Annotated in this window: 20 protein-coding genes; 15 read left to right on the top strand and 5 right to left on the bottom strand. The window is 58.2% G+C overall.

Annotation, left to right across the window (positions count from 1 at the left end):
* The first annotated feature begins 209 nt into the window (after positions 1-209).
* The 7 genes from H7H48_RS11225 (at position 210) to H7H48_RS11195 (ending at position 10,765) form a co-directional block, all read left to right on the top strand.
* The gene (locus tag H7H48_RS11225; protein ID WP_229449261.1) at positions 210-2,006 is read left to right on the top strand and encodes a hypothetical protein; all 1,797 of its coding nucleotides are present in this window, start codon (positions 210-212) and stop codon (positions 2,004-2,006) included.
* Between the two features lie 168 nt (positions 2,007-2,174).
* On the top strand, positions 2,175-4,142 hold the full coding sequence (locus H7H48_RS11220; protein ID WP_229449124.1) for a type I secretion protein: 1,968 nt from the start codon (positions 2,175-2,177) through the stop codon (positions 4,140-4,142).
* Between the two features lie 20 nt (positions 4,143-4,162).
* Positions 4,163-6,289 carry a type I secretion system permease/ATPase gene (locus H7H48_RS11215; RefSeq protein WP_229449123.1) on the top strand — a complete coding sequence of 709 codons (2,127 nt, stop codon included), beginning with the start codon at positions 4,163-4,165 and terminating at the stop codon, positions 6,287-6,289.
* Between the two features lie 13 nt (positions 6,290-6,302).
* Positions 6,303-7,646: an HlyD family type I secretion periplasmic adaptor subunit gene (locus H7H48_RS11210; RefSeq protein WP_229449122.1), complete on the top strand. Its 1,344-nt coding sequence runs from the start codon at positions 6,303-6,305 to the stop codon at positions 7,644-7,646.
* Between the two features lie 70 nt (positions 7,647-7,716).
* Positions 7,717-8,232, top strand: coding sequence for a hypothetical protein (locus H7H48_RS11205; RefSeq protein WP_229449252.1), 516 nt, complete (start codon positions 7,717-7,719; stop codon positions 8,230-8,232).
* 147 nt (positions 8,233-8,379) lie between these two features.
* Positions 8,380-9,180, top strand: coding sequence for a methyltransferase, TIGR04325 family (locus tag H7H48_RS11200; RefSeq protein ID WP_229449121.1), 801 nt, complete (start codon positions 8,380-8,382; stop codon positions 9,178-9,180).
* A gap of 130 nt (positions 9,181-9,310) precedes the next feature.
* Positions 9,311-10,765 (top strand): TrkH family potassium uptake protein, encoded by a 1,455-nt coding sequence (locus H7H48_RS11195; protein WP_229449120.1) that lies wholly within the window; start codon positions 9,311-9,313, stop codon positions 10,763-10,765.
* A gap of 205 nt (positions 10,766-10,970) precedes the next feature.
* Here the strand turns inward: H7H48_RS11195 and H7H48_RS11190 are convergent, their stop codons facing one another.
* Both H7H48_RS11190 and H7H48_RS11185 read right to left on the bottom strand, forming a co-directional pair.
* Positions 10,971-12,851 (bottom strand): murein L,D-transpeptidase, encoded by a 1,881-nt coding sequence (locus tag H7H48_RS11190; RefSeq protein WP_370633351.1) that lies wholly within the window; start codon positions 12,849-12,851, stop codon positions 10,971-10,973.
* A gap of 125 nt (positions 12,852-12,976) precedes the next feature.
* The gene (locus H7H48_RS11185; RefSeq protein WP_370633364.1) at positions 12,977-13,765 is read right to left on the bottom strand and encodes an alpha/beta fold hydrolase; all 789 of its coding nucleotides are present in this window, start codon (positions 13,763-13,765) and stop codon (positions 12,977-12,979) included.
* A gap of 212 nt (positions 13,766-13,977) precedes the next feature.
* Between H7H48_RS11185 and H7H48_RS11180 the strand changes: the two genes are divergently transcribed.
* Positions 13,978-14,430, top strand: a complete 453-nt coding sequence (locus H7H48_RS11180) for a MarR family winged helix-turn-helix transcriptional regulator (protein ID WP_229449117.1) — start codon at positions 13,978-13,980, stop codon at positions 14,428-14,430.
* Positions 14,431-14,460: 30 nt separating this feature from the next.
* Here the strand turns inward: H7H48_RS11180 and H7H48_RS11175 are convergent, their stop codons facing one another.
* The gene (locus H7H48_RS11175; RefSeq protein ID WP_370633350.1) at positions 14,461-15,273 is read right to left on the bottom strand and encodes a helix-turn-helix domain-containing protein; all 813 of its coding nucleotides are present in this window, start codon (positions 15,271-15,273) and stop codon (positions 14,461-14,463) included.
* Between the two features lie 132 nt (positions 15,274-15,405).
* Between H7H48_RS11175 and H7H48_RS11170 the strand changes: the two genes are divergently transcribed.
* Both H7H48_RS11170 and H7H48_RS11165 read left to right on the top strand, forming a co-directional pair.
* Positions 15,406-16,614 carry an MFS transporter gene (locus tag H7H48_RS11170; RefSeq protein WP_229449116.1) on the top strand — a complete coding sequence of 403 codons (1,209 nt, stop codon included), beginning with the start codon at positions 15,406-15,408 and terminating at the stop codon, positions 16,612-16,614.
* A gap of 19 nt (positions 16,615-16,633) precedes the next feature.
* Entirely contained in the window at positions 16,634-16,984 is a 351-nt protein-coding gene (locus H7H48_RS11165; RefSeq protein WP_229449115.1) for a VOC family protein, read from the top strand.
* 6 nt (positions 16,985-16,990) lie between these two features.
* On the opposite strand, the gene H7H48_RS11160 is transcribed toward H7H48_RS11165, so the two are convergent.
* A complete protein-coding gene (locus H7H48_RS11160) occupies positions 16,991-17,617 on the bottom strand; it encodes a pyridoxamine 5'-phosphate oxidase family protein (protein WP_229449114.1) in 627 nt (208 codons plus the stop codon).
* Complete coding sequence (locus H7H48_RS11155) at positions 17,610-17,963, bottom strand: gamma-butyrobetaine hydroxylase-like domain-containing protein (RefSeq protein ID WP_229449113.1); 354 nt, start codon at positions 17,961-17,963, stop codon at positions 17,610-17,612. Before H7H48_RS11155 ends, H7H48_RS11160 begins: the two co-directional genes overlap by 8 nt.
* 174 nt (positions 17,964-18,137) lie before the next feature.
* Between H7H48_RS11155 and moaA the strand changes: the two genes are divergently transcribed.
* The 5 genes from moaA (at position 18,138) to mobB (ending at position 22,710) form a co-directional block, all read left to right on the top strand.
* The gene (gene moaA, locus H7H48_RS11150; protein WP_229449112.1) at positions 18,138-19,142 is read left to right on the top strand and encodes a GTP 3',8-cyclase MoaA; all 1,005 of its coding nucleotides are present in this window, start codon (positions 18,138-18,140) and stop codon (positions 19,140-19,142) included.
* Between the two features lie 149 nt (positions 19,143-19,291).
* The gene (locus H7H48_RS11145) at positions 19,292-20,242 is read left to right on the top strand and encodes a DMT family transporter (protein WP_370633349.1); all 951 of its coding nucleotides are present in this window, start codon (positions 19,292-19,294) and stop codon (positions 20,240-20,242) included.
* Positions 20,243-20,356: 114 nt separating this feature from the next.
* Positions 20,357-21,562: a multidrug effflux MFS transporter gene (locus H7H48_RS11140; protein ID WP_229449111.1), complete on the top strand. Its 1,206-nt coding sequence runs from the start codon at positions 20,357-20,359 to the stop codon at positions 21,560-21,562.
* A 9-nt stretch (positions 21,563-21,571) separates the two neighbouring features.
* Positions 21,572-22,195 (top strand): molybdenum cofactor guanylyltransferase MobA, encoded by a 624-nt coding sequence (gene mobA, locus H7H48_RS11135; protein WP_229449110.1) that lies wholly within the window; start codon positions 21,572-21,574, stop codon positions 22,193-22,195.
* Complete coding sequence (gene mobB / locus H7H48_RS11130) at positions 22,192-22,710, top strand: molybdopterin-guanine dinucleotide biosynthesis protein B (RefSeq protein ID WP_229449109.1); 519 nt, start codon at positions 22,192-22,194, stop codon at positions 22,708-22,710. The genes mobA and mobB overlap by 4 nt, the downstream gene beginning before the upstream one ends.
* Positions 22,711-22,735 lie beyond the last annotated feature (25 nt).

Genomic DNA, 22,735 nt, shown 5'->3' with positions numbered 1-22,735 from the left:
ATGTGGGCGGTGGGGATTCACACCGGGATCACGGGTCTCATCCGGCAGAGGGAGGAGTGCATCTTCATTCGATGTCCGAACGTGGCTCTGCACTTCCAAAGGCGGCTCATGGGCCGCGAAACAGCAGGACCGTGTAGACACAATATCACCTGAGAGATGAACAGTGATCGTGTCCACACGGTTCTCATTTTGAGGATGAGGACACGATCATGCCTAAACAAAACGGTTTTGGCGTATTCTTCCCTGGCTGGCCTGGCAACAATCAGGACCAGGATCAACATCAACATCAGCATCAAGGTGAATGGCAGCATCAGGGCCAGGAACAGACCGCAATCAACACGGCGGAAAACACCGCCGGCAACAACGCGGACAACGGCGCCACCAATGATGCCGACAACACCAGCAACAATGCCGGCACAAACGTAGCGTCCAACGCAGCGCAGAATGCGGCCACCAATCAGGCTGGCAACACGGCTGAGAACGCTGCCACCAATGCGGCCGACAACACGGCAAGCAACAATGCCGGCAACACGGCACAGAACAACGCCGAGAACAACGCGACCAACAACACAGACGTGGCCACCAACGTCGCCACCTCGGTCAACACATCCGTGAACGTTGGTCTGGACGGTTTTGTGCCCACCGACGATGATTTCGCGGACGTGGACATCTACGGTGGCGGCACAGTCGACCAACTGTTCATCAACCGCGACGGCGAAATTTCCTACGATCCGGGCGATGACATGTCGTTTGACGACATTCTCAACAACTCGCTCAACGGCGGCGGGAATGACAATGCCTTCGTGATCGGTCAGGTGAACGACCTGGTAGATAACGATACGCTTGAGAACCCGAACGTCTCAAATGAGGCCGCGTTCAATCAGAATGGCCACGCGACGGGCGGCAATGCGACAGCCGATGATGGCATCGTTGCCGGCGGCGACGGTGGCGAAGGTGGCGGCGATGCCGACGCCGATGGCGGCAATGGTGCGCACGGTTATGCCGACGGTGGCTATGCCCGCGGCGGCATGGCTGACGACGCCAAAGCCTATGGCGGCAATGGAAACGGCGCCGCAGGCGGATCAGGCGGAACAGCCACCGGCACAGGTCTTGGCCTCGGTGGCCTTGGTGTCGGCGTCGGCCTTGGCGGCGATGGTGGCACGGGCGGTGCCGGCGGCGCAGGCGGCGCCGGCGGCGCAGGCGGCCTGGGCGGTTATGGCACAGGTGGCGCAGGTGGTACCGGAACCGGTGGCGCCGGCGGTGAAGGTTCAGGCGGCGAAGGCGGCTCGGGCGGTGAAGCCGGCGACGGCGGAAACGCTGCGGCCGATGCAGCCGCTGCAGCCGATGCTGCCGCAGCCTCCGGTGGTCTTGGACTTGGCGGTGCAGCAGACGCTGCCGCTGCAGCAGATGCAGCAGCGGCCGCAGGTGGTGCTGGCGGTGCAGCTGGCGCTGGCGGTGCAGGAGGCACCGGCACCGGTGCTGCAGGTGGTGAAGGCTCCGGCGGCAATGGCGGAACAGGCACCGGCGGCGACGGCGGCGTAGGCGGCATGGGCGGCCTCGGTGGTCTGGGCGGCGCGGCTGACGGCGGCGCAGGCCTCGGCTTTGGCCTCGGCGAAGGGGAAGGCTTCGGTCTAGGTGCCGCCCGCGGTGGCGACGGTGGCAATGGTGGCAACGGCGCAGGCGGTTGGGCTTCTGCAATCGGCGGTGACGCTGGTGATGCATGGGCCGGACCGGTCTCAGGCGGCAATGGCGGCGCCGGTGGCATGGGTGGCATCGCGACCACAGGTGCAGGCGGCGCAGGCGGCGCCGGTGGCATGTGGGGATCCAACAATGGCGATGATGGCTATGTGAATGGCATTTCAGAGGCGAGCGCGGATGCGCTTGTCGACAACAGTGCCTTCAATCAGCAAATCGTCATGGGCGCCAATGTACTCGGCAACAGCGTGGATACCACCGTGGTTGGTGGCGATCTGAACAACACCGTTGTCGGCGAAGACGACGCCTGACAACAAGCGACTTCCGGCGCCCGCCCCCCTGGGCGCCGGAGACGGAGGTTTGCGACATTCACCCTTCGTCTGACACCCGCAAACCTCCGCACCTTTCAACCAGTGTGTGCGGACAATGATGGTCGGCAGGATGTCGATCCAGCTCAGGTCGAAGCAAGGTGATGCTTTATGCATATGGATCAAACCACAGAAGCGATCGCCCACTTCATCGGACTGTTTTCCCAGGCCATTGAAGACGCTAGGCTGAGGCTCGACTATGCGGACTTCAAGGCGCTTCAGGAAACCCCGTTGGAGCCCAATGAGCTCCTTAATGTCCGTATTAACATTGTCAGCCCTTACGCTCTTGAAGGCTTCTCTCCACGGATTGAATACGCGCCGCCCCCGATCGATAGATTTGACGCGCATGTGATCGTCCATGTGCGTTTCGATCCAATACCACTAGAGCTCGACGGTCAAAGTGCTGTCCCGGCTCTGATGGGTGGCAGCACACCCTTCATGGCAGCCGACACAGAAGTTTTTGCTGAATACCAGCCGCTCGGCTCGCTTGCTTTCTACCTCAAGCAACAGGCCTATTTGGAAGACAATGACTATCTGAGCATCGGCGATCATGGGCTACGCCTCAATCCCGTCGGTGACGCAGACTCGGCACTTGCAAATCTTATTGAGGCCGCTTCGTCTCTCCAGCCATTCGCCGATCTTGAGGCGCCAGGATCCGCTGCTGAGATCGGAGACTTCATCATGCATGCGCCGGACCTTGCCGACGCGTTCATCGACACCCTGGGGGAAGGCGACGGTGTGTTCGTCCTGCGGGGCGAAACCATAGAGGGTAAGTTTGTGAACGGTCAGCAAGTCGAGGACCTGCCGGTACTGGATGCCCATCTCCCAACGAAAATTGCGGAAGTTGAAAGTCCGGACGCGGACGCGACCGATTTCTCAACGCACTCGACAATGAATGTCGAAGCAGGAGCAAACCTGCTCGTCAACGAGGCAATACTGGTGAATGATTGGTACGGGGCGCCGGTGCTCGCCGTGGCCGGCGACTATGTCCATATCAACGTGATCAGTCAGTTGAATGTATGGAGCGACAACGACACGACGGGCGAAGCGCTCAACGGCTGGAAATCGTTGACGGAAACACCGACCAAAGCCTTCAACACCGCCACCATTCGGACGATCGACAATCCGCCTCCGGCTGGCGTCCAGAATGCCCAAGGCGATCCGGTATTTCCTGCCCACTGGCAGGTTTCACGGATCGACGGCGATCTGATGCTGACCAACTGGATCAAGCAGGTCAGCTTCGTGGAGGACAATGACATTACGATCATGTCGGCTTCCGGTGGCGGAACGGAAATCGTTCTCGGCGACAACACGGTCATCAACGCTTCGTCGCTTGCCGAGCTGGGAAACTACTACGACCTCATCATTGTCGGCGGCAATGTCTATCATGCCAACATTATAAGCCAGACGAACATACTTCTGGATGATGATATCGTTGGGACGGTTGGTGATTTTCAGACCGAGGGCACCGCCACGCTTTCGACCAGTGGAAATCTCCTGTGGAATGAGGCTTCCATCACCCAGTATGGAACCGTATCGTTCGAAGAGATGCCCCCTTCCTATCTGGAAGCGTTGAACCAGCTGGCCGAGAGCACGGGCGCCGCTCCACAATCGCTTCTTTCGGAAATGGATTTCGCCGGCGTGCCTACCATCCGGGTCCTTTATATTTCCGGCGACGTGGTCGATCTACAATATGTCAGCCAGACCAATGTTTTGGGCGATGCGGACCAGGTCGCGCTTGCGAAGAGCCAAACCGCGGAAAATGCCGACGCATCTTGGGATATCTCCACCGGCTCCAACGCACTCATCAATCAAGCGGCCATTGTCGATGGCGGTGTAAATTCCACGACGTACATAGCGGGGTCGGTCTACTCCGATGAGCTGCTCATTCAGGCTGAACTGATTTCGCACGACACGGGCCTCTATACCAAAAGCGCCGACACGCTGATCAGCGAGGCGGTGGTGTTTTTGAGCGATGATCTCGTAGCACCAGGCGAAGGGGACGCCGGACAAAATCCATCCGATGCGTCGATCCCTGACGGTGGCACCGCAGACGTGATGCAGACGATGCTTGGGTAGCAAAGGCCGGGGGGAACGACATGCTGGACAAACCGAAAAAGCGGCTGGCCCGTGTGAACGACGCCTCCTCCTGCACGTTTGGCACGGAAGAGGAGGCGCACAAACAGCGAATTCTGCGCGCTGCCGATGAAGAGATTTCTCGCATCTTCAAGGAAGTGGATGCCCGGGCTGCAAGAACAAGCGAACAGTCAGGAAAGGCAGAACCCAGCGGCGACTTCACCCCCGCAGATGACACCGCTCCGGGCTCGCGGGAAGACAAGCCCTCTCCCAGCGCAATGCGATCAGGGGACAATGCCGCGCAAGCAGATAACCCCCACTCGGGACGTGACCCCGATAGAAACGAGATCGACAACACTCAATCAGGCACCAAAGCAGCAGAAATTACCAACAGCACCGGCACCAAAGGCTCGTTTCACCGCCGGCTCGGCCCAGTAGACTTTTCAAAGAGCCTCACCGCAGGCCTGTCAGCGGTGCGCAAAAACATGCTCATGGTGCTCCTGTTCACCAACGCCAGCAACATTCTCGTTCTCGCCATCCCGATCTATCTCTTCCAGATCTCTGACCGCGTTCTGACCAGCCGCTCCACCGATACCCTTATTATGCTGACGATTGTCATCGTGGGCGCAGTACTGCTTCAAGCCATTTTCGACGCCATAAGACGATTTATCCTCATGCGCACGGCAGTCGAGGTCGCGGCTCAATTGGGGGCGCCGATCTTGAGTGCGGCGGCGCGCGCTTCGCTGCATGGAACCGGACGCGAGTACCAGACCCTCGGCGACCTGCAGCAACTGCGCTCATTTCTGGTCTCAGGCACGCTGCTCGCCTTTCTCGACATCCCCTTCGCTCCGATCTTCGTACTCGCCGTCTTTTTGGTCCACCCTCATCTGGGGAGCATTGTTGTGCTTTCGGCGCTTCTCCTCACCCTGGTCGCCTTTATCAACCAGCGTGCCACCGCGGCCCCGTTCGGCGAAGCGAATGTCTTTCAGAGCAAAGCCAATCTGCATCTCGATTCCATGGCGCGAAACTCTCAGATCATCAACGCCCTGGCGATGATCCCGGAAGCGGTGAAGATCTGGGGGCAGGATACCGCCGGTTCGCTGAAGGCGCAGGTCAAGGCACAGGACCGCAACATCGTTTCGGCCGCCACCTCCCGGGCCATCCGCCTGCTGACGCAAGTCGCCCTGCTTGGCTGGGGGGCCTATCTCGCCATCCAGGGCCATATAACCGGTGGCATGGTGATCGCCGCCTCCATCATCGCAGGCCGGGCGCTGGCGCCGATAGAGGGCTCCATCGAAGGCTGGAATCAGTTCATTCTCTCACGCGGAGCCTATCGCCGGATCAGCACGCTGCTCCGGTCCTCTCCTCTGAATCTCGAACGGCTGGTGTTGCCGAAGCCCGAAGGCAGACTGGACGTGGAACGGGTACTTTATGTGCCCCAGGGCACCAAACGCGTTGTTCTCAACGGCATCAATTTTTCTCTACGCCCAGGAGATTCACTCGCCGTGATCGGCAATTCCGGCGCCGGAAAAACGACGCTCGGCAAAATGCTCGTCGGGTCAATCTTGCCGACCTCAGGCAGCGTTCGCCTGGATCTCATGGACCTGCGCAACTGGGATCAACGTCAGTTCGGCGATAATATCGGTTATCTACCGCAAGACGTTCAGCTCTTCCCGGGTTCCATCAAAGCCAACATTGCGCGCATGCGGGACGACGTCGACGATCAGGAAATCTATCAGGCGGCAATACTCGCCGACGTGCACGAGATGATCGCAACATTCCCGCAGGGGTACGAAACAATCGTCGCGGCCGACGGCTCCCCCCTGTCGGGCGGACAGAAGCAACGGATCGCCCTCGCCCGCGCTTTCTTTGGCAACCCGCGCATGATTGTTCTCGATGAACCGAATTCGAACCTCGACAGTGCCGGAGATGCAGCCCTGGCGCGGGCGTTGAAGCATGCCAAGCAGAACCGGATTACCGCGGTCGTCATTACACAGCGCCCATCCCTGCTTCAGCATGTCGACAAGATTCTGCTGATGACGAACGGCACGATCTCCATGTTCGGTCGCCGCGAGGACGTGCTGCGCGCGCTTGCGGCACACCAGGCCGGACAACTGCAAAACGGCCCTCTGGCCGCTCAGCTCCCCTGAAGGCAGGCTCCCCATGAGTTCCTCAGATATCGCAAAACTCCAGGACATGACGTGGTACGCGGACGTTCCGCGCTCGATACGCAAACAATCCATCGCCGGGATTGTCCTGCTGGTTCTTTGCTTTGGCGGTTTTGGGGTTTGGGCAAGTTTCGCCCCGCTGGCCGCGGCCGTCATCTCGCAAGGCAGTTTTGTCGCCACTGGTCAAAACAAGATCGTCCAGCATCTCGAAGGCGGCGTGATCAAGGAAATTCTGGTTTCGGAAGGCGATCACATCCTCGCTGGTCAACCCCTGGTGCAGCTTGATGAGACCTCGGCTCTTGCCAATGAACGGCAACTCTTTCTCCGGCGCGCCCGCCTGCTGGCCATCGTCGCCCGATTGAGCGCGGAATATCAGGAGAAAGACAGCATCGACTTTCCAGGTGAGCTGACCGAGCGGATGGTCGATCCGGAAGTCGCGGAAATCCTCGACAGCCAGAAACTCAACTTCACATCCTCAAAACGCAAGCTGAACAGTGAAATCGAGCTGCTCAACAACAATATCGCCGCACTTGAAATTCGAGGTCGGGGTTACGAAGCACAGCATGAGGCTCTGACCCGCCAACTTGCCTTCCTTTCCGATGAGTTCACCGGCAAGCAAAAACTCTATCAGCAGGGGCTGATGCGCAAACCGGAGATTTCGGCGATCAAGCGGGCCATGGCCGAAGCGGAGGGGCAGATCGGACGCCTCGCTGCAGAGGTGGATGAAACGCAGGCGCAGATCGCCCGTTACCGGCAGCAGGCAGACCAAACCCTTGCGGCCTATAGACAGGCCGCTCTCGATGAGCTGCAAGCCATCGAGGCCGAACTCGATGCGGTGCGAGAGCAGTCACGCGCAGCCGAGAATGTGTTGCGCCGTGCCACCATCAATGCGCCCGTTACCGGCACCGTCATACGGTTGTATTACCACACCCCGGGCGGGGTCATTGAGAGCGGCAAAAGCATCGCCGAGATCTTGCCCTCCGATGTTCCCCTAATCATCGAAACCCAGATTCCGCGCACCAAGATCGACAGTGTGCGAGTTGGCCAGGAGGCCACTGTTCGGCTGACCGCCCTCAATCAGCGCACCACGCCTGTCCTGATGGGCGAGGTTTTCTATGTTTCGGCCGACGCCCTGCGTGATCAGTCCGCGGCTGACAAGCGCGAGATCTATCTTGCGCGTGTTCGCCTGCCTCCAAGCGAACTCGCGCGTGTTCGCGGGTTTCTGCCCACGCCAGGCATGCCTGCGGAAGTCTTGATCCAGACAGCGGAACGCACATTTTTCGAATATCTCTCGAAACCGATCATGGACAGCATGAATCGCGCCTTCCGTGAGGATTGAACCCCATCTGCGGGCGGCGTGGACGCTTGAAATGCGCAGTGCTAGCATGTGCTTCATCGAGCCATTCGAGATGAGTGCGGGCACTCTTGCGATGAAGGAAGGCAATCAGCGTTTCCGCGACGTGCTGACCCTGCTGGGGCAGTTGAATTACACATGGACCAACACGGAAAGCCTTCTCATTCATCTTATCGCCGGGCTCGCCCGGGTGGACATGGAAACTGCCACGGTGATCTTCCTGACCCTGAACACGTCGAGAGCGCGTGTTGATCTGGTTGAACGCCTCGCCAAACTCGACCGGACCGAGCTGCAGATCCGTGAAGACGTGCTGGGCGTCACACGCCGCATGATGAGCGAAGCCAAGCTTCGAAACAAATACAATCACTGCATTTATTCCTTTGATGACACGGGAGAGAACGTCTCCACATTGCTCATGCGGATTTCGGATTCAGGCGACCGATTGAAATATGGAAAGGTCGACGCCATTGATGATGCCGAAATCGCCAACATCACCAGTTCCATCAATCGCCTGATCGCCACGAACCGCGAGATCTGGGCGTTGGCGAAGAAACATGGGTTCCCGGTCTGAAGCCTTCGGCATCATGAACCCTTCCTGTTCTCTAATCAGATCGGCTCTTCCCTAAGCCGGATTGATGAATTGGTGAAAACAGAGCTCAGAGGCTACGTTTTCGCCAGAAAAACCGGGTTTTTGAGCAAACGGGCCAAAATTTCAGAAATGTCGCTGAACCATATCAAACAGGGTCTCAAGCGAGTGCATGGAACAGCGCTCCTGCCGTTTCAGGCGGCAGCTGGCCGCATGCGGATGGTCGCGCATCGTTCCGTGCGTTTCTCAGGTGTCTACGCCACCTATGACGATGCCCTGAGCGCCGCCAGCCGGCGTGGTCTCGCCGGATATGATCATGACGCGGTCGCGGGGGTGGCGTTCGAAGAGATGTGCCGACTGATGCCGTGGGATTACCCGATCCTGTTCTGGCTCAGTCAACGCCGCCAGGATATCCGTTCACTGCTTGACGCAGGCGGCCACATGGGCACGAAATTCCGTGCATTCACAAATGTTCTGCCCGAAATCGGTTCCATCGCATGGACCATCTACGACGTTCCAGCCATCGTAAAGGCAGGAGAAAAACGTGCTCGCCACGACGGTATCGACAATTTGCAGTTCACAAGCAGCATCGATGGATACGGCCCCTACGACCTGTTTCTCGGATCAGGTTTGCTGCAATATCTGGACGTTCCCCTGGTCACTCTTCTTGGACGTCTGGTGGCGTTGCCCAAACACCTGCTCCTGAACAAGGTGGCGCTGCGGAAGGGAGAAACCATCGTAACCCTGGAGCGCATCGGGCCGGCCCTGGTGCCTTATCAAATCCGTAGCGAAGCCTCGTTTCTGGAATCGCTCGATAGCATGGGCTATCGGGTCGTTGACCGCTGGAACATTCCTTCACTTTCTCACATCATCGACACGCATCCCGAATATGGTGCGAGCGAAAGTGCCGGTTTTTATTGTGTAAGAGATTGACCGCCATCCGGCACCGGATGCCTTTGCCCTCAGCCATGCCGACCGTGCATGCCTGCACTTCTTGTGAAGTCTCTTTCCTTGAAGCGCATTCTCCTCTACCACGGAGCCGGTTCATTTCGAGGTAGAGAAAGTGCAACCATCCACAATCCGGACGGCCACCTACCCAGCGGCCATTTTCGCTGTTTATGTCGCCGCTTCGATGCTTCTTCCAGCCGCAGTTGATCTCTATTACGGAAATGACGACTGGCAGATCTTTGTCGTCTGCTCGCTGGCGACAGGCGCCATCGCCCTTACCATCGCCGCCGCCACACGCGCGCCCCTCACCCGTGGCTCCACGCAAACGACGTTTCTGGTGGTGGTGTTGCTGTGGCTGATGCTGGGCCTCGTGGGTGCCCTGCCATTCTACACGGCGTCGCTGAAACTCGACCTTGCCGAAGCCGTGTTCGAATCGGTATCTGCAATCACCACGACAGGGTCCACCGTCATCGCCGGACTGGACACCTTGCCGCCCGGGCTGCTGCTGTGGCGTTCGATTCTGCAATGGATTGGCGGAATCGGCGTGGTCGCGCTCGGCCTTTTCCTGCTTCCGCTGCTTAAAGTGGGCGGGTTCTCCTACTTCCGCGTCGAATCATCGGATATTGAGAACCGTCCTTTTGAGCGCTTCATCAGCTTTCTCATAGCGCTTGTAGGCATTTATTGTCTTCTGACGGCACTTTGCGCCCTTGCATATGCTGCGGCCGGGATGAGCAATTTCGACGCCGTCAACCACGCCATGACCACCATCGCCACAGGCGGATTCTCCACGCACGACGCGTCCTTTGGCTATTTCGAAGGCAATGCCGTTTTGTGGGTTGGGACGGTCTTCATGCTGCTCGCCGCCCTGCCCTTTTCCATTCTGGTGCTGTTCTTCGCGCGGGGGCGCCTTGATGCCCTGCGCGATCCGCAGATCAGGCTCTTCCTCAGCTATGTGACGATGATCGTTCTGGTACTGGCCGTGCAGCGTCGTATCGCCACCGGTGATCCATTCGATGACATTCTTGCCTCCACGGCTTTCAATTTTGCGTCGATCATCACCACGACCGGCTTTGCCAGCGAGGATTATACGCTTTGGGGGCCTTTTGCGGTCACACTGGCCTTCTTCGCGACCTTTTTGGGAGGTTGTTCCGGTTCAACCTCCGGCGGCGTCAAGGCCTATCGCTTCCTTATTCTGGGAGCAATGCTGCGCAATGGTCTACGTTTGCTCATTCACCCCCATTCCGTTCAGGCCTTGCGATATGGCAAGCGGGTCGTTGACGAGGAAATGCAACGCTCCGTGGTTCTTTTCGTTACCGGCTTCCTGATATCGTGGGTGGTGGCAACGCTTTTGCTGGCCGCGACGGGTCTCGATTTCCTGACCTCGACAACCGGTTCGCTCACCGCACTGACCAATGTCGGTCCAGGACTGGGCACAACGATCGGCCCCGCCGGCAATTTCGTGCCACTCAGCGATTTCGCAAAATGGGTCCTTTCGGCCACAATGCTGCTCGGCCGGTTGGAGATACTCGCGGTTGTGGTTCTTCTCGTTCCCACCTTCTGGCGCGACTGAAGACCTAGAGCGCCGTGCGTCCTCTTGGACGCACAAAGGACGCTCAATCTTCTTGTTTTTCCGCATTTATGCGGACGTCAGGTGATTCCACCTGACTGCAAAATGCCCTAGGGCCGTGACCCTGGTGCTAATGAAGCCATGGCACGATTGGATCGGTTTCGCATTCAGCGCGCCGGCCAGCTTTGTCCGCAAGAACGTTGTGCACTCAGATACTTGAAGAGCGCATGTCCGTGGTTTTTTCCAACGCAGCTTTCAAATGGACGTCACGCTCATAGACGTCGCCATGGTAGGCAATCACCCCATCCGTCTGCGGCCAGGCCGTGAAATAACCGACATAAACCGGGATGTCCCGCTCGATCTTGCGCCGGGTAGGACGGCTGCGGTCCCCCGTCTCGATAGCCCGCGAGACCTCATCAACGGAGACCCCCAGAACCGCCGCCGCCATGGCGCGCGGGTCTGCCAGCCGAACACAACCATGGCTGAACGCGCGCGTGTCCCGCTGAAACAGGCTCTTGGCCGGTGTGTCATGCATGTAGATCGCATGGCGATTGGGGAAGAGTATCTTGAGTTCACCCAGCGCATTGCTGCGTCCCGGTTTTTGGCGAACGCTGTAGGGAACATTGGCTCCGTAGCGCCCCCAGTTCACGGCGGAAGACGAAACCTGACGCCCCTGACCGTTGATCACCTCATAGCCATTTCGGTCGAGATAACTTGGATCACGCCACAGCTTCGGGAGCATCTCATTGACGATGATCGAACGCGGAACCCCCCAATATGGGTTGAACTCCACGGTTTCCAGCTTGTCGTAGAAGAAACTGGTCTGGTTGCTGTTCCGTCCGACCACCGTGCGCATGGAAAGCCGCGGCTTCCCATTCTCAAAGAAATCGACGTTGAAAGCAGCGGCGTTGATCACCACCCGTGTTTCGCCCAACTCTGACGGGTGCCAGCGCAACCGCTCTAGCGCATAAAGCACCTTTTCGATCCGCGCGGTTTTTGAAAGCCCGGCGATCGCTGCGACCGTCCGTGGCCCGATGATGCCATCCGGTTTGAGGCCGTGACTTTCCTGTGCTGCCTTGATGACCGGGACCAAGGCTTCATCATAGGCTTCACTTCCATGATGGTCCTTCAGAACAGCACCGTGAGCCTCGAGAAAGGCATCATTGGCATCACGCTCAATGATTTTGAGCAGTTTGGCGAATTCAGTCGATTTTCCACCGGGGCGGACGAATGTCTTCGGGTCGACGTTTATCTCACGCTCGGCAGCGCCACGTAACACTTCCAACTCGGCACGAAGTTGGCGGTAAGCGTCATTGCGCGGGTGCAGCCCCTCCAGATAGCGATCCGCCTCTGTCATATTTGCCATGAAGCCAATGCTTTGAACCAGGTCCATCGGCTTCTCGGGAAAATCATGATACCCTGAGAGCTTGTTGGGATTGATACGGCCTGCATGCGCGTCGCGCGCATAACGCAGGGCGCGTACAGTAAGCGTCATCTCAAAGCGGATCAACTCTTTCTGGCGGCTTGCGATGTCGTCATAGGAGAAGTCGCTCGAAGGGACACCAACCGTATAGTCGACATCCGAAAGCCCATGACTTGAGGCTTCCGAGAGTACGCGCAGGACGCGCTTCGCGCGCTCGTTGACCTGATGACCGGAAACCCAGATGAAGTCGGGCTTCTGAGAGTAAAATGCCACGATTGCGTCGGCAATTTCCTTTTCAGCGTACAACTCCACCCCTTCCAGCATGGGAAGGGCTTCCCGGAAGGACACCCCCTCAAGGGTCGGCGCAAATGCAACTTCAGACGAAGGAACTGAAATTTCGGAAAACTCGACGTGAGCAAGCGGCTCTGGCTTGTAACTGTAGTAAGACGGGCCTGAAATCTTTGGTGCTTTGGCCGGCTTCCGCTTTACCGGGGCGGGCTTGACGGTCCGCGGCGGCTCGCTCCGGGCCCGGGCCGGTGCCCGATTGCCCCCTCCGAAAAGCATGTCAAAAAGATTATCCGACTGCGCATGGGCCTGCCCCATACCTCCAGCGAACAGCACAGCTGCCATGCAGGTCAGCCCGCTTTTGCGCATGGACTTCAACATAATCGATCACCCCGCCGAGATTTGAGCTCGTTGCCACAACCAGGATATTCTGTTTCACAACCAAAATAACAGGTCTCGGCCGCAAGGTCGCGGGCTGATCGATAAAATTGTTATGAAATTCACGCTCAATCGAGGACTGGTAAACAATCTTCTAACGGCGCTGCAGCTGCCGGCTTCAACCAGGTTATCCTGCGCGTCGCGACAAACTCTGCCGCACGTGAAGCGATGCCTGTGTCCGCGAGAATACGGCGATGTCCAAGGCCAGGCGCCCACACCACCGTGACATGGTCCCCCGCCTCATCCATTGCTATGGCATCCGAGGAAGGCACCTCCTTATCCTCCGGCGCATGAATGACCAGTGTCGGGACATGGACCTGACGCAGTTGCTCAGCCGCAACGAATGCCCGCAAAGGTGTGCCAGCGATCACCTCAACACGGTCTTCGAAGGCTTGTTGGGTTCTGGGACCCAGCCCCAGAAAAGCACCAAACTGCGAAAAAAGTTCAGGGAGCGCATTGGGGGACGCGATGGTCACCAGGCGTCGCACCGGCACAGCCGCAAATCCGGCCACAGAACCGGCAATCGCGTTGAGCGCAACCGCGCCTCCAAAGGAATGTCCCACCATGCTGTCAAACGGCCCCAGCCATTGGGCGACGGAATTCACGGCTGCAACCGCCTTGGGTATATTAAGCACTCTCCCGCCTGAAGTTCCGTGTCCTGGAAGGTCCATCGAAACAACGCGAAACCCTCGCCGAAGCAAAGCTTCCACAACGGCCCGCATATGTTCCGTTCGCGAACGCCAGCCGTGAAGGACCAACACCGCCGGTCCATCGCGCCGTGCGCCCCAGTTTGTGAACTCATACGCCGTGATCTCGCCATGGGTTGTCGTCAGGTGATGCCTGCGTGCTTGGCGCATAAAATCCTGGGATTGTGCGAGAAGACGCCTCTCCTTCTCTGTCTGCTGCATCGGATCGGGCGTTCGGCAAAACAACCAGAATGCCAGACGCCCGCCAAGGCTTGGCGCGACATATTCGAATGTGCCAAAAAGGTTCTTCAGGATGCTCAGGCTGAAACGAGTCATGGTGGAAACCCACATAATGTTCAAGCATGAACAAAGTTAGTTCAATCATGAACAAATTACAAGATCTCCCTTGGGACAATCCGCGTTTCCGCACATGGATCGCTGTTGCACGCGCAGAAAAAGCCATTGTTCGAGCGCTCAGCAAGGCACTCGAGCCTCTTGGCCTCAAGATTGCGCAGCTCGACATGCTGATGAACCTCTATCGGCATCCCGGCCAATCTCAGCATGATCTGGCGCGCCGCCTTCTGGTTGGGCGCTCGAACATCACCATGTTGTTGCCCCAACTTGAAACGCAGGGTCTGGTACGTCGCGAGAACGACGCCAATGACCGTCGCGTCTTACGCCTCTATCTGACGAAGGATGGTGAACAGCGTCTCATGGAAGCGCTTGCGGTTTACACCAAACTCATTGATCGGGTGATGGCGCAATCGACGCCGGCGCAATGTGAAGCGATGGGGGAGCAGATGCGTCGCATCAGCGAGGCGCTGGCAGATGATTGAGGTGCGGGTTTTCAACCAACGCCGCGTGTCTTACGTGCCACTTTCCGCGTCGGGCGCTTTCAGATAGTTGCGCGGCGATGCACCCAGCATACGCTTAAACATCGTCGTGAAGGCGGCAACGCTTTCATAACCCAGATCCAGAGCCACCGTGGTTACGGCTTCGCCGCTTGCCAGCCTCGGCAACGCGGCAAACAAACTGGCCTGCTGACGCCAAAGCGAGAGGCTAAGCCCGACCTCCTGCTTGAAACGTCGGGTGAATGTGCGGCGGCTCATGCCTGCCGAGCGTGCCCAATGATCGATGGTGACACGGCTCTCCGGTGTTTCAAGAAAAGATCGGCACATGCGCACAAGCCGCGGGTCCGACGGAAAGGGTAATCCGAGCGGCAATTCCGGCAAACGTGGAATTTCATGCATGATAAGCTCATAGAGCAAGCCGGTTCGGCCGGTCGGTTGAGCCACATGCGGCAAGGACGCCACCTCCTCCAGAAGGCTGCGCAAAAGTGGTGTGATACGAACGACACGCGGCCTCGATGGCAGATCAGGGATCGCTTCAGGCAAAATATAAACCGACTGCACGCGCACATCGGTCATCATCTCCACCGCATGCTCCAACCCCGAGGGTATCCAGATGGCCTGACCGGTGGGCACGATCCAGTGACCAAAACTTGTCCTGACCAGCACCACACCGCGGCTGGCATGAAGAAGCTGCCCCCGCGTATGACGATGCGCAGGCACCTCGGCATGCGCCGCCTGCGCAATCTCGCCGATGACGAGATCGCCCTCCATTTGCTCGAGCCATGAGCGACGCTTTTCATCGTCGACCGGTCGGTCCCTGTTGAACACAACTTTGTCTGGACGAGAGGGAGAACGCATTTGGCCCACTTGCGAAAAAACTAGACCAAATCACTGACGCAGGTCATTTGCAAGAAGCGTATAAGCGGCTGCCGTCCAATCGGCAGCCTCTTCCCATGGAGCATGAACGTGACCGACACCACCGCCGACCGGCCCACCGCACCAGCAGAACAGACCGCATTCGCGGTCCTTCTGGCCGTCAGCTTCTGCCACATGTTGAACGACATCATGCAATCGATGCTTGCGGCAATCTATCCGATGCTGAAAAGCGATTACGGGCTGGATTTCTGGCAGATCGGTCTTTTGACCATGGCATTTCAGGTGACCGCATCGCTGCTCCAGCCGGCAATCGGACTGACCACCGACAAGAAACCGATGCCTTACTCCCTACCCGTTGGTATGGGTTCGACCTTTTTCGGACTGCTTCTGCTGGCAACGGCTGCCAACTACGCGTTGCTCCTGACCGGCGCGATGTTTATTGGACTGGGATCGGCGATCTTTCACCCCGAATCTTCTCGTGTAGCGCGTCTCGCTTCGGGTGGCCGATACGGGCTGGCGCAGGCGGTTTTCCAGGTGGGCGGCAATGCCGGGTCTGCAATCGGTCCACTGCTCGCCGCCTTTATCGTGGTGCCGAGAGGCCAAGGCAGCGTCGCGTGGTTTTGCCTCGCGGCCCTTCTCGGCATGATCGTTCTATGGCGTGTGAGCGCATGGTATGCGGGCTACCGGCAGCGCGCTGCAAAACGTGCAGCACCTGCACAGGCCCTCACCCTCCCACGCGGCAAGATTGCCATGTCGCTCGCAGTTCTAGTTTCTCTGGTCTTTGCGAAGAACGTCTATATGGCAGGCATTTCAAGCTATTACACGTTCTTCCTCATCGAGAAATTCGGCATCAGCGTCCAGCAGTCACAGATTCTTCTGTTCGTTTTCCTCGGATCGGTGGCAGCCGGCACCGTTTTGGGAGGATTGATCGGTGATCGTATCGGTTCGAAGACCGTGATCTGGTTCTCCATTCTCGGCGTTCTGCCATTCACCCTGGCTCTCCCTTATGCGAACCTTTTCTGGACCCCCGTCCTGAGCGTCGCAATCGGCCTAATTCTCGCGTCAGCCTTCCCGCAAATCGTGGTCTTCGCGCAGGAACTGCTGCCGGGTCGCGTGGGCATGGTCGCTGGCATGTTCTTTGGCTTTGCTTTCGGCCTCGGTGGCCTGGGGGCAGCGGTGCTGGGCATTATCGCAGACAGCACCGGGATCGAGTTCGTCTACAGGATCTGCTCCTTCCTGCCACTGCTCGGCCTGTTGACCGTGTTTCTCCCAAATCTCAAAAAGGCGGGATGAAGCCGAACGGAGAGATGCCATGCAAGTGAAGCGAATTGTCGCCAACATCGCCTCGGCGCGAGTTGACAAGGCAAAGCATTTCTATGCCGAAGTTCTTGGGCTGGACATCCTGATGGACCAGGGCTGGATCGCAACCTATGGCGTGCAGGAAAAGATGTCCCTGCAGGTCAGCATCATGTCACAGGGCGGATCGGACACGCCAGTGCCCGATCTTTCCATAGAGGTGGACGATCTCGATGAGGCACTTGAGAGGGTCCGGAAGGCAGGATATCCGATTGAGTACGGACCAGCTGTAGAGCCCTGGGGTGTCAGGCGCTTCTACACCCGGGACCCCTTCGGAAAATTGGTGAACATTCTCGTTCACCGCTGAGGGAAACTACCACATGCTCTTTCGGGCGCGTTCAGGCCATTCCCGGTCATAAGAGACGCCGTCGATCTCGGCCCGGCTTGTCACCTGCAGGATTTGCCCAGGCGTCGGCAGGCTCTGCGGATCAACATGCTTTTCACTGTTCCAGAGATCGGAACGAACGATCGCCCGGGCGCACTGAAAATAAACCTCCTCCACCGAAAGAACGATGACCGACCGCGGCGCGGCTTCATCAACAGCAAAGGAAGCACGCAAATCAGGATCGGCTGAAAGCCGCGCACGACCGTTGACGCGCAATGTCGTACCGGCTCCCGGGATCAGAAAGAGAAAGGCGGCCCGTTCATCACGAACAATGTTTCGTAGCGAATCCATACGGTTGTTGCCGCGCCGGTCGGGCATCATGAGCGTTTTTTCATCATGAATGCGCACGAATCCGGGTTTGTCGCCGCGCGGCGAGCAGTCAATCCCCTCAGGCCCGATGGTGGCGAGCGCCACGAAAGGCGACGCTTCAACCAGCGCTGCATACTCTGGTATCACCCGGTCCGTGACCTTGACGAGAGAGGCTTGGCCGGGCGTCCCGTAAAGCGCTTCAAGGGCTTCGATCGACGTAATGGAATATGCGTCCTGCTCAAGCATCACGGCTCAATCCTTTTTGCTGCAAGTCGTCCAGATACCACTGCCACTTGGCCTCTTTGCTCGTGACGAGTTCATGCAGATAGGCCCAGGTGAAAATACCGCTTTGATGCCCGTCGCTGAACACAAGCCGCACAGCATAATTGCCGACGGGCTCAGCCCGGCTGATGGTTACATGCCGTTTTCCAGAAACTGTCACGCGCTGTTCGGGCGAGTGTCCCTGAACCTCAGCCGAGGGGGACAGAACGCGAAGCATTTCCGCCGACAACTCTGCTGGTTCGGAATCCGGAAAGAGAACCGTCATGACTGAACGGTCCTTTGAAACACGCAGTTCCTTGGGAGGTTTCATCCGCCACCACCTTTCGGGTCTAGACCTATTCAGCTTTGGCCCAAGTGAAAAGCCCTTCCCTGCAATTGCTCGGACAATTGCACCAATGCTAGCCTGCAGCGCTTGACCAGCGAACCTTGTGTCACGACATAACAGAGTACCAACCCGATGAAGAATGCCAGCGGAAGCGAGCCTATGACGCAGAGCACCATGATCGACCCCTTCGGGCGCGCCATCGACTATCTGCGTGTTTCGGTGACCGATCGATGCGATTTTCGTTGTGTCTATTGCATGGCGGAGGACATGACATTCCTCCCCAAGCGGGATTTGCTGAGCCTCGAGGAATTGGACCGTCTCTGCACCGTCTTCATCGAAAAAGGCGTTCGGCGCCTGCGTTTGACCGGCGGAGAACCGTTGGTACGCAAGAACATCATGCACCTGGTGCGCCAGCTCTCGCGGCATCTGAAAACCGGTGCACTCGACGAGCTTACCCTGACAAGCAACGGGTCTCAGCTCGAGCGCTTTGCCGGTGAGCTGGCCGACTGCGGTGTGAAGCGCATCAACGTTTCGATCGACACGCTGGACCCGGACAAATTTCATGCAATCACCCGGTGGGGTAGGCTGGAAAAGGTCATGCGTGGCATTGAGGCAGCAGAGGATGCCGGCCTGAAGATCAAGCTCAACACCGTGGCCCTCAAGGGGTTCAACGAAGATGAAATCCCCGCAATGTTGCGCTGGGCACATGGTCGCGGAATGGATATGACCGTGATCGAAACGATGCCCATGGGCGAAATCGACGGTGACCGCACGGACCAGTATCTTCCGCTGTCCCTTCTTCGCGCTCAACTGGAGCGGGAATTCACACTGAAAGACATCCCTTTCAAAACGGGTGGCCCGGCGCGCTATGTCGAAGTCGCTGAAACCGGCGGAAAGCTTGGCTTCATCACACCGATGACACACAATTTCTGCGAAAGCTGTAACCGTGTGCGCATCACCTGCACGGGCATGCTCTATATGTGCCTCGGCCAGGATGATTCAGCCGACCTGCGGGCTGCGCTCAGAGCATCGGAAGGCAACGATCTTCTGGCCACGGCCATCGACAATGCCATTGCCCGCAAACCCAAGGGACATGATTTCGTCATTGACCGGCGCACCAATCGTCCGTCGGTTTCGCGGCATATGAGCGTCACCGGCGGCTAGATCGCAGCCTCCGGTTTTTCAGCCACGAACCGATTGCCAATTCCATAAGGTATACTTAGCATCGGATCCCATAGTGGAGGTGGGATTCGTTTCTCCCGAAGACCATAGGAACTCATTCCAGGTGGACACGGTGCGTTGAAAACCGTCGCGTGTTCGCCGCTGTGCATCGCGAGGTGGTCGTGTCGTTTTCGCCGAATGCGCGCGGTGCGCTTTTCATGTCCATTGCCATGGCTGGTTTCACGGTCAATGACGGCCTGACAAAGCTCGTCGCCGAAAACATGAACATGGCGCAGGTCATGCTGGTACGCGGGGTCATGGCCACACTGGTGATGCTTCTGCTGGCCTGGCACTGGAAGGCGCTGAAGGCGCCGCGTGCCATCTTCCACCCCATGGTGGCCTTGCGCGTCGCCGGCGAGACCGGCGCGACCATATGTTTCCTTTCAGCCCTCGCCCATATGCCGATTGCAAACCTTGCAGCCGTCATGCAGGCACTCCCGCTGGCTGTCACACTCGGTGCGGCCTTCTTTCTGGGCGAGCCGGTTGGGTGGCGCCGCTGGAGCGCTATCCTGGTGGGTTTCATCGGCATCTTGATCATCATTCGGCCTGGCTTCGATGCCTTCAACGCCTATTCGCTTTACGGTGTGGCAGCGGTGGCGTTTGCCACCATGCGCGATCTTACGACCCGGAAAATTCCGCCAGATATCCCCTCGCCCCTGATTTCGGCCGCAACCGCCGCTTCGGTGACGATCGCCGGCGCGGTTTTACTCGTACCCTACGGAGGCTGGGCCCCAATGAGCGGAACAGATTTCGCTGTTCTCGTGGGCGCCACATTGTGCATTGTCTGTGGCTATCATTTCATCGTGCTGTCGCTGCGGGTTGGCGAGCTCTCCTTCATCGCGCCGTTTCGATATACGGCGCTCTTATGGGCTATCGGCCTTGGCATTGTGTTTTTTGCCGACTGGCCCGATCGCGTGATGATTACAGGCGCGTTGTTGGTCGTATGTTCAGGTCTCTACACGCTTTACCGCGAGCAGATCGTCAATCGGACAAAACCTGCCGCAAAAAGCACCAGTCCCGGAATGGCCACTGAGGGCACATGACGTGTTTAAGCCCCTCGGACAACACCGCCGGCCAAATTAAGCATCATCCCACAATGCCGGCACCATTCGGTCAAAGTAACCAGGCCGATGAACATGCAAGGTTCGCAAGTCGTTATGGAAAAAATCTTATCCCGTTCCGCAACACCGCCTCACATCGTGACACTCGTGATCGCGACCGCAACGGCAGCGGTTTCCATGAACGTTTTTCTGCCATCCCTTCCCGGCATGGCAGAGTATTTCCAGGCGGATTACAGCATCGTTCAACTGGCGGTCTCGCTCTACCTAGCGGCCACAGCCGTCCTTCAGCTGGGGATCGGCCCCGCTTCGGACCATTTCGGCCGACGCCCGGTCATGCTGACCTGTTTCGCAATATTCATTTTGGCAACGATCGCGGCATTGATGGCGCCCAACATCACGGTTTTCCTGATCTGCCGGGTGATGCAGGCCTTCGCGGCCGCCGGCATGGTTCTCTCAAGGGCAATCGTTCGCGACACGGTCGGTGCAGACGAGGCGGCAAGCCGGATAGGTTATATCACCATGGGCATGACGCTCGCTCCCATGCTCGGGCCCTTGATCGGAGGGTTCCTGGATGAGCTCTACGGATGGAAAGCAACGTTTTACCTGATCCTCGGCTTCGGGATCATCTCGTTTCTGGTGGTGTATCTCGACCTGGGCGAGACAAACCGCACCCTATCCGCCAGCATGACGGCCCAAGTGAAAAACTACCCCGAGCTTTTCCGCGCCAGGCGTTTCTGGGGCTACACGGCAACTGCGGCCATGGCATCGGGAGCTTTTTTTGCATTCCTCGGCGGCGGCCCCTACGTCGCCACCGAAATTCTTGATCTGACGCCTTCGCAATACGGAATGTATTTCATTCTGATCTCGGTCGGGTACATGATCGGAAATTTCCTTACTGCTCGTTTTTCCAGGCGGATCGGCATCAATCCCATGATGCTTGCGGGCAATATTTTTGCCTCTCTCGGACTTGTTCTTTCGCTGGTGCTGTTTGCAGGCGGGTTTTTCCATCCGATGTCGCTTTTTGGACCCTCATTCTTTGTCGGCATCGGCAACGGCATGACCATGCCAAATGCCAATGCCGGTATTGTCAGCGTCAGGCCGCATCTTGCAGGTTCGGCCTCAGGCCTCGGCGGGGCGCTGCAGATCGGCGGGGGCGCGGCGCTTTCAGTTATAGCCGGGGCTGTGCTTTCTCCGGAAACCGGCCCATTCCCGCTGATATGGGTGATGCTCGCATCCTCCACGCTCGCCATCGTCGCATCGCTTTATGTGATTTATGTTGCCCGCCAGGCAGGAAACATTTGAGGCGAGATGATGAGCTTGGGCGTTGCTGGAGTAATCCTTGCCGGTGGAACGGCGCAGCGCATGGGTGGCGGCGACAAGGGACTGCTGCGTCTCAACGCCAAAACCATCATCGAAACGGTAATGGAGCGGCTTTCACCTCAGGTCGACCGCATGGTGCTCAACGCCAACGGCGACCCGCAGAGGTTCGCCCCGCTGGGGCTTGAGGTGATTGCCGATCCCCTCCCCGAACCTATGGGTCCGTTGGGTGGCGTTTTGGCGGGCCTTGAATGGGCGAAAACGAACGCTCCCAAGCCTTCACATATCGTGACCGCTGCAGCAGACACGCCTTTTCTTCCTGCAGACCTTGTTGCGCGCCTGATGGAAGCGGCTCGTGTTTCAGGTGGGCCTGCAATGGCATGCAGCAACGGCACACTTCATCCGGTCTTCGCTCTCTGGCCTCAACATCTCGCCGATGACCTTGCCCGCCATCTTGCCAGTGGCGGCACCCGTCGCCTTCGCGCCTATGCCTGCGAGCGACACAACGCGGCTCTCGTGGACTTTCCTTGCAGTCCCGAAGCCGATCCGTTTTTCAATATCAACACGCCCGAAGATCTCCAGATAGCGCGTGAAAGGCACCAAAGGGAAGCAATGTGACACAGGCGGTTTTTGGCATTGTAGGCTGGAAGAATTCCGGAAAAACCACCCTGACAGCGGCGCTTGTGAGGGAATTGACGAAGCGCGGTTTCCGGATCGCCACGCTGAAACACGCACACCATGCGTTCGACATCGACCATGAAGGCACAGACTCCCACCGCCACCGGAGCGCCGGGGCTTCGGAGGTGGCGATCGTCTCCAAAAACCGCTGGGCGATCATTCATGAACTGAAGGGCGCACAAGAGCCCAGCCTGACCGAAATGCTCGCGCGTCTCTCCCCGTGCGATCTCGTCCTGATCGAAGGTTTTAAACGCGAAAATCATCCCAAGTTGGAATGCCGGCGGCGGGAAGCGCGCGATCTGACCTTCCTGGCACCAGAAGACCCAACCATCGTCGCTGTTGCCGGAGACCACGAGACAGATACCGGGGATCTGCCACGGTTTGATCTCGGAGAGGTGGAGCAGATCGCCGATTTTGTTGTTAGCCACACTGGCATCGGCCGACGGGCGCGCTAGGGGAACGCCCCCTCTCTTCATTGCA

The sequence above is a fragment of the Nitratireductor sp. B36 genome (genome assembly GCF_020833685.1).
Lineage (GTDB): Bacteria > Pseudomonadota > Alphaproteobacteria > Rhizobiales > Rhizobiaceae > Nitratireductor.
The sequence above is the reverse complement of the archived record's forward strand: the minus strand, read 5'-3'. Positions and strand labels throughout refer to the sequence as shown.

Bases quoted from the DNA above. Each gene is read 5' to 3' on its own strand.
- H7H48_RS11215 (WP_229449123.1), top strand. From the start codon at position 4,163: ATGCTGGACAAACCGAAAAAGCGGCTGGCCCGTGTGAACGACGCCTCC.
- H7H48_RS11210 (WP_229449122.1), top strand. From the start codon at position 6,303: ATGAGTTCCTCAGATATCGCAAAACTCCAGGACATGACGTGGTACGCG.
- H7H48_RS11200 (WP_229449121.1), top strand. From the start codon at position 8,380: ATGTCGCTGAACCATATCAAACAGGGTCTCAAGCGAGTGCATGGAACA.
- H7H48_RS11220 (WP_229449124.1), top strand. From the start codon at position 2,175: ATGCATATGGATCAAACCACAGAAGCGATCGCCCACTTCATCGGACTG.
- H7H48_RS11185 (WP_370633364.1), bottom strand. From the start codon at position 13,765: ATGCGCCAAGCACGCAGGCATCACCTGACGACAACCCATGGCGAGATC.
- H7H48_RS11140 (WP_229449111.1), top strand. From the start codon at position 20,357: ATGGAAAAAATCTTATCCCGTTCCGCAACACCGCCTCACATCGTGACA.
- H7H48_RS11155 (WP_229449113.1), bottom strand. From the start codon at position 17,963: ATGAAACCTCCCAAGGAACTGCGTGTTTCAAAGGACCGTTCAGTCATG.
- mobA (WP_229449110.1), top strand. From the start codon at position 21,572: ATGAGCTTGGGCGTTGCTGGAGTAATCCTTGCCGGTGGAACGGCGCAG.
- H7H48_RS11205 (WP_229449252.1), top strand. From the start codon at position 7,717: ATGAGTGCGGGCACTCTTGCGATGAAGGAAGGCAATCAGCGTTTCCGC.
- H7H48_RS11190 (WP_370633351.1), bottom strand. From the start codon at position 12,851: ATGTTGAAGTCCATGCGCAAAAGCGGGCTGACCTGCATGGCAGCTGTG.
- H7H48_RS11170 (WP_229449116.1), top strand. From the start codon at position 15,406: ATGAACGTGACCGACACCACCGCCGACCGGCCCACCGCACCAGCAGAA.
- H7H48_RS11180 (WP_229449117.1), top strand. From the start codon at position 13,978: ATGAACAAATTACAAGATCTCCCTTGGGACAATCCGCGTTTCCGCACA.
- H7H48_RS11225 (WP_229449261.1), top strand. From the start codon at position 210: ATGCCTAAACAAAACGGTTTTGGCGTATTCTTCCCTGGCTGGCCTGGC.
- H7H48_RS11160 (WP_229449114.1), bottom strand. From the start codon at position 17,617: ATGCTTGAGCAGGACGCATATTCCATTACGTCGATCGAAGCCCTTGAA.
- H7H48_RS11165 (WP_229449115.1), top strand. From the start codon at position 16,634: ATGCAAGTGAAGCGAATTGTCGCCAACATCGCCTCGGCGCGAGTTGAC.
- moaA (WP_229449112.1), top strand. From the start codon at position 18,138: ATGACGCAGAGCACCATGATCGACCCCTTCGGGCGCGCCATCGACTAT.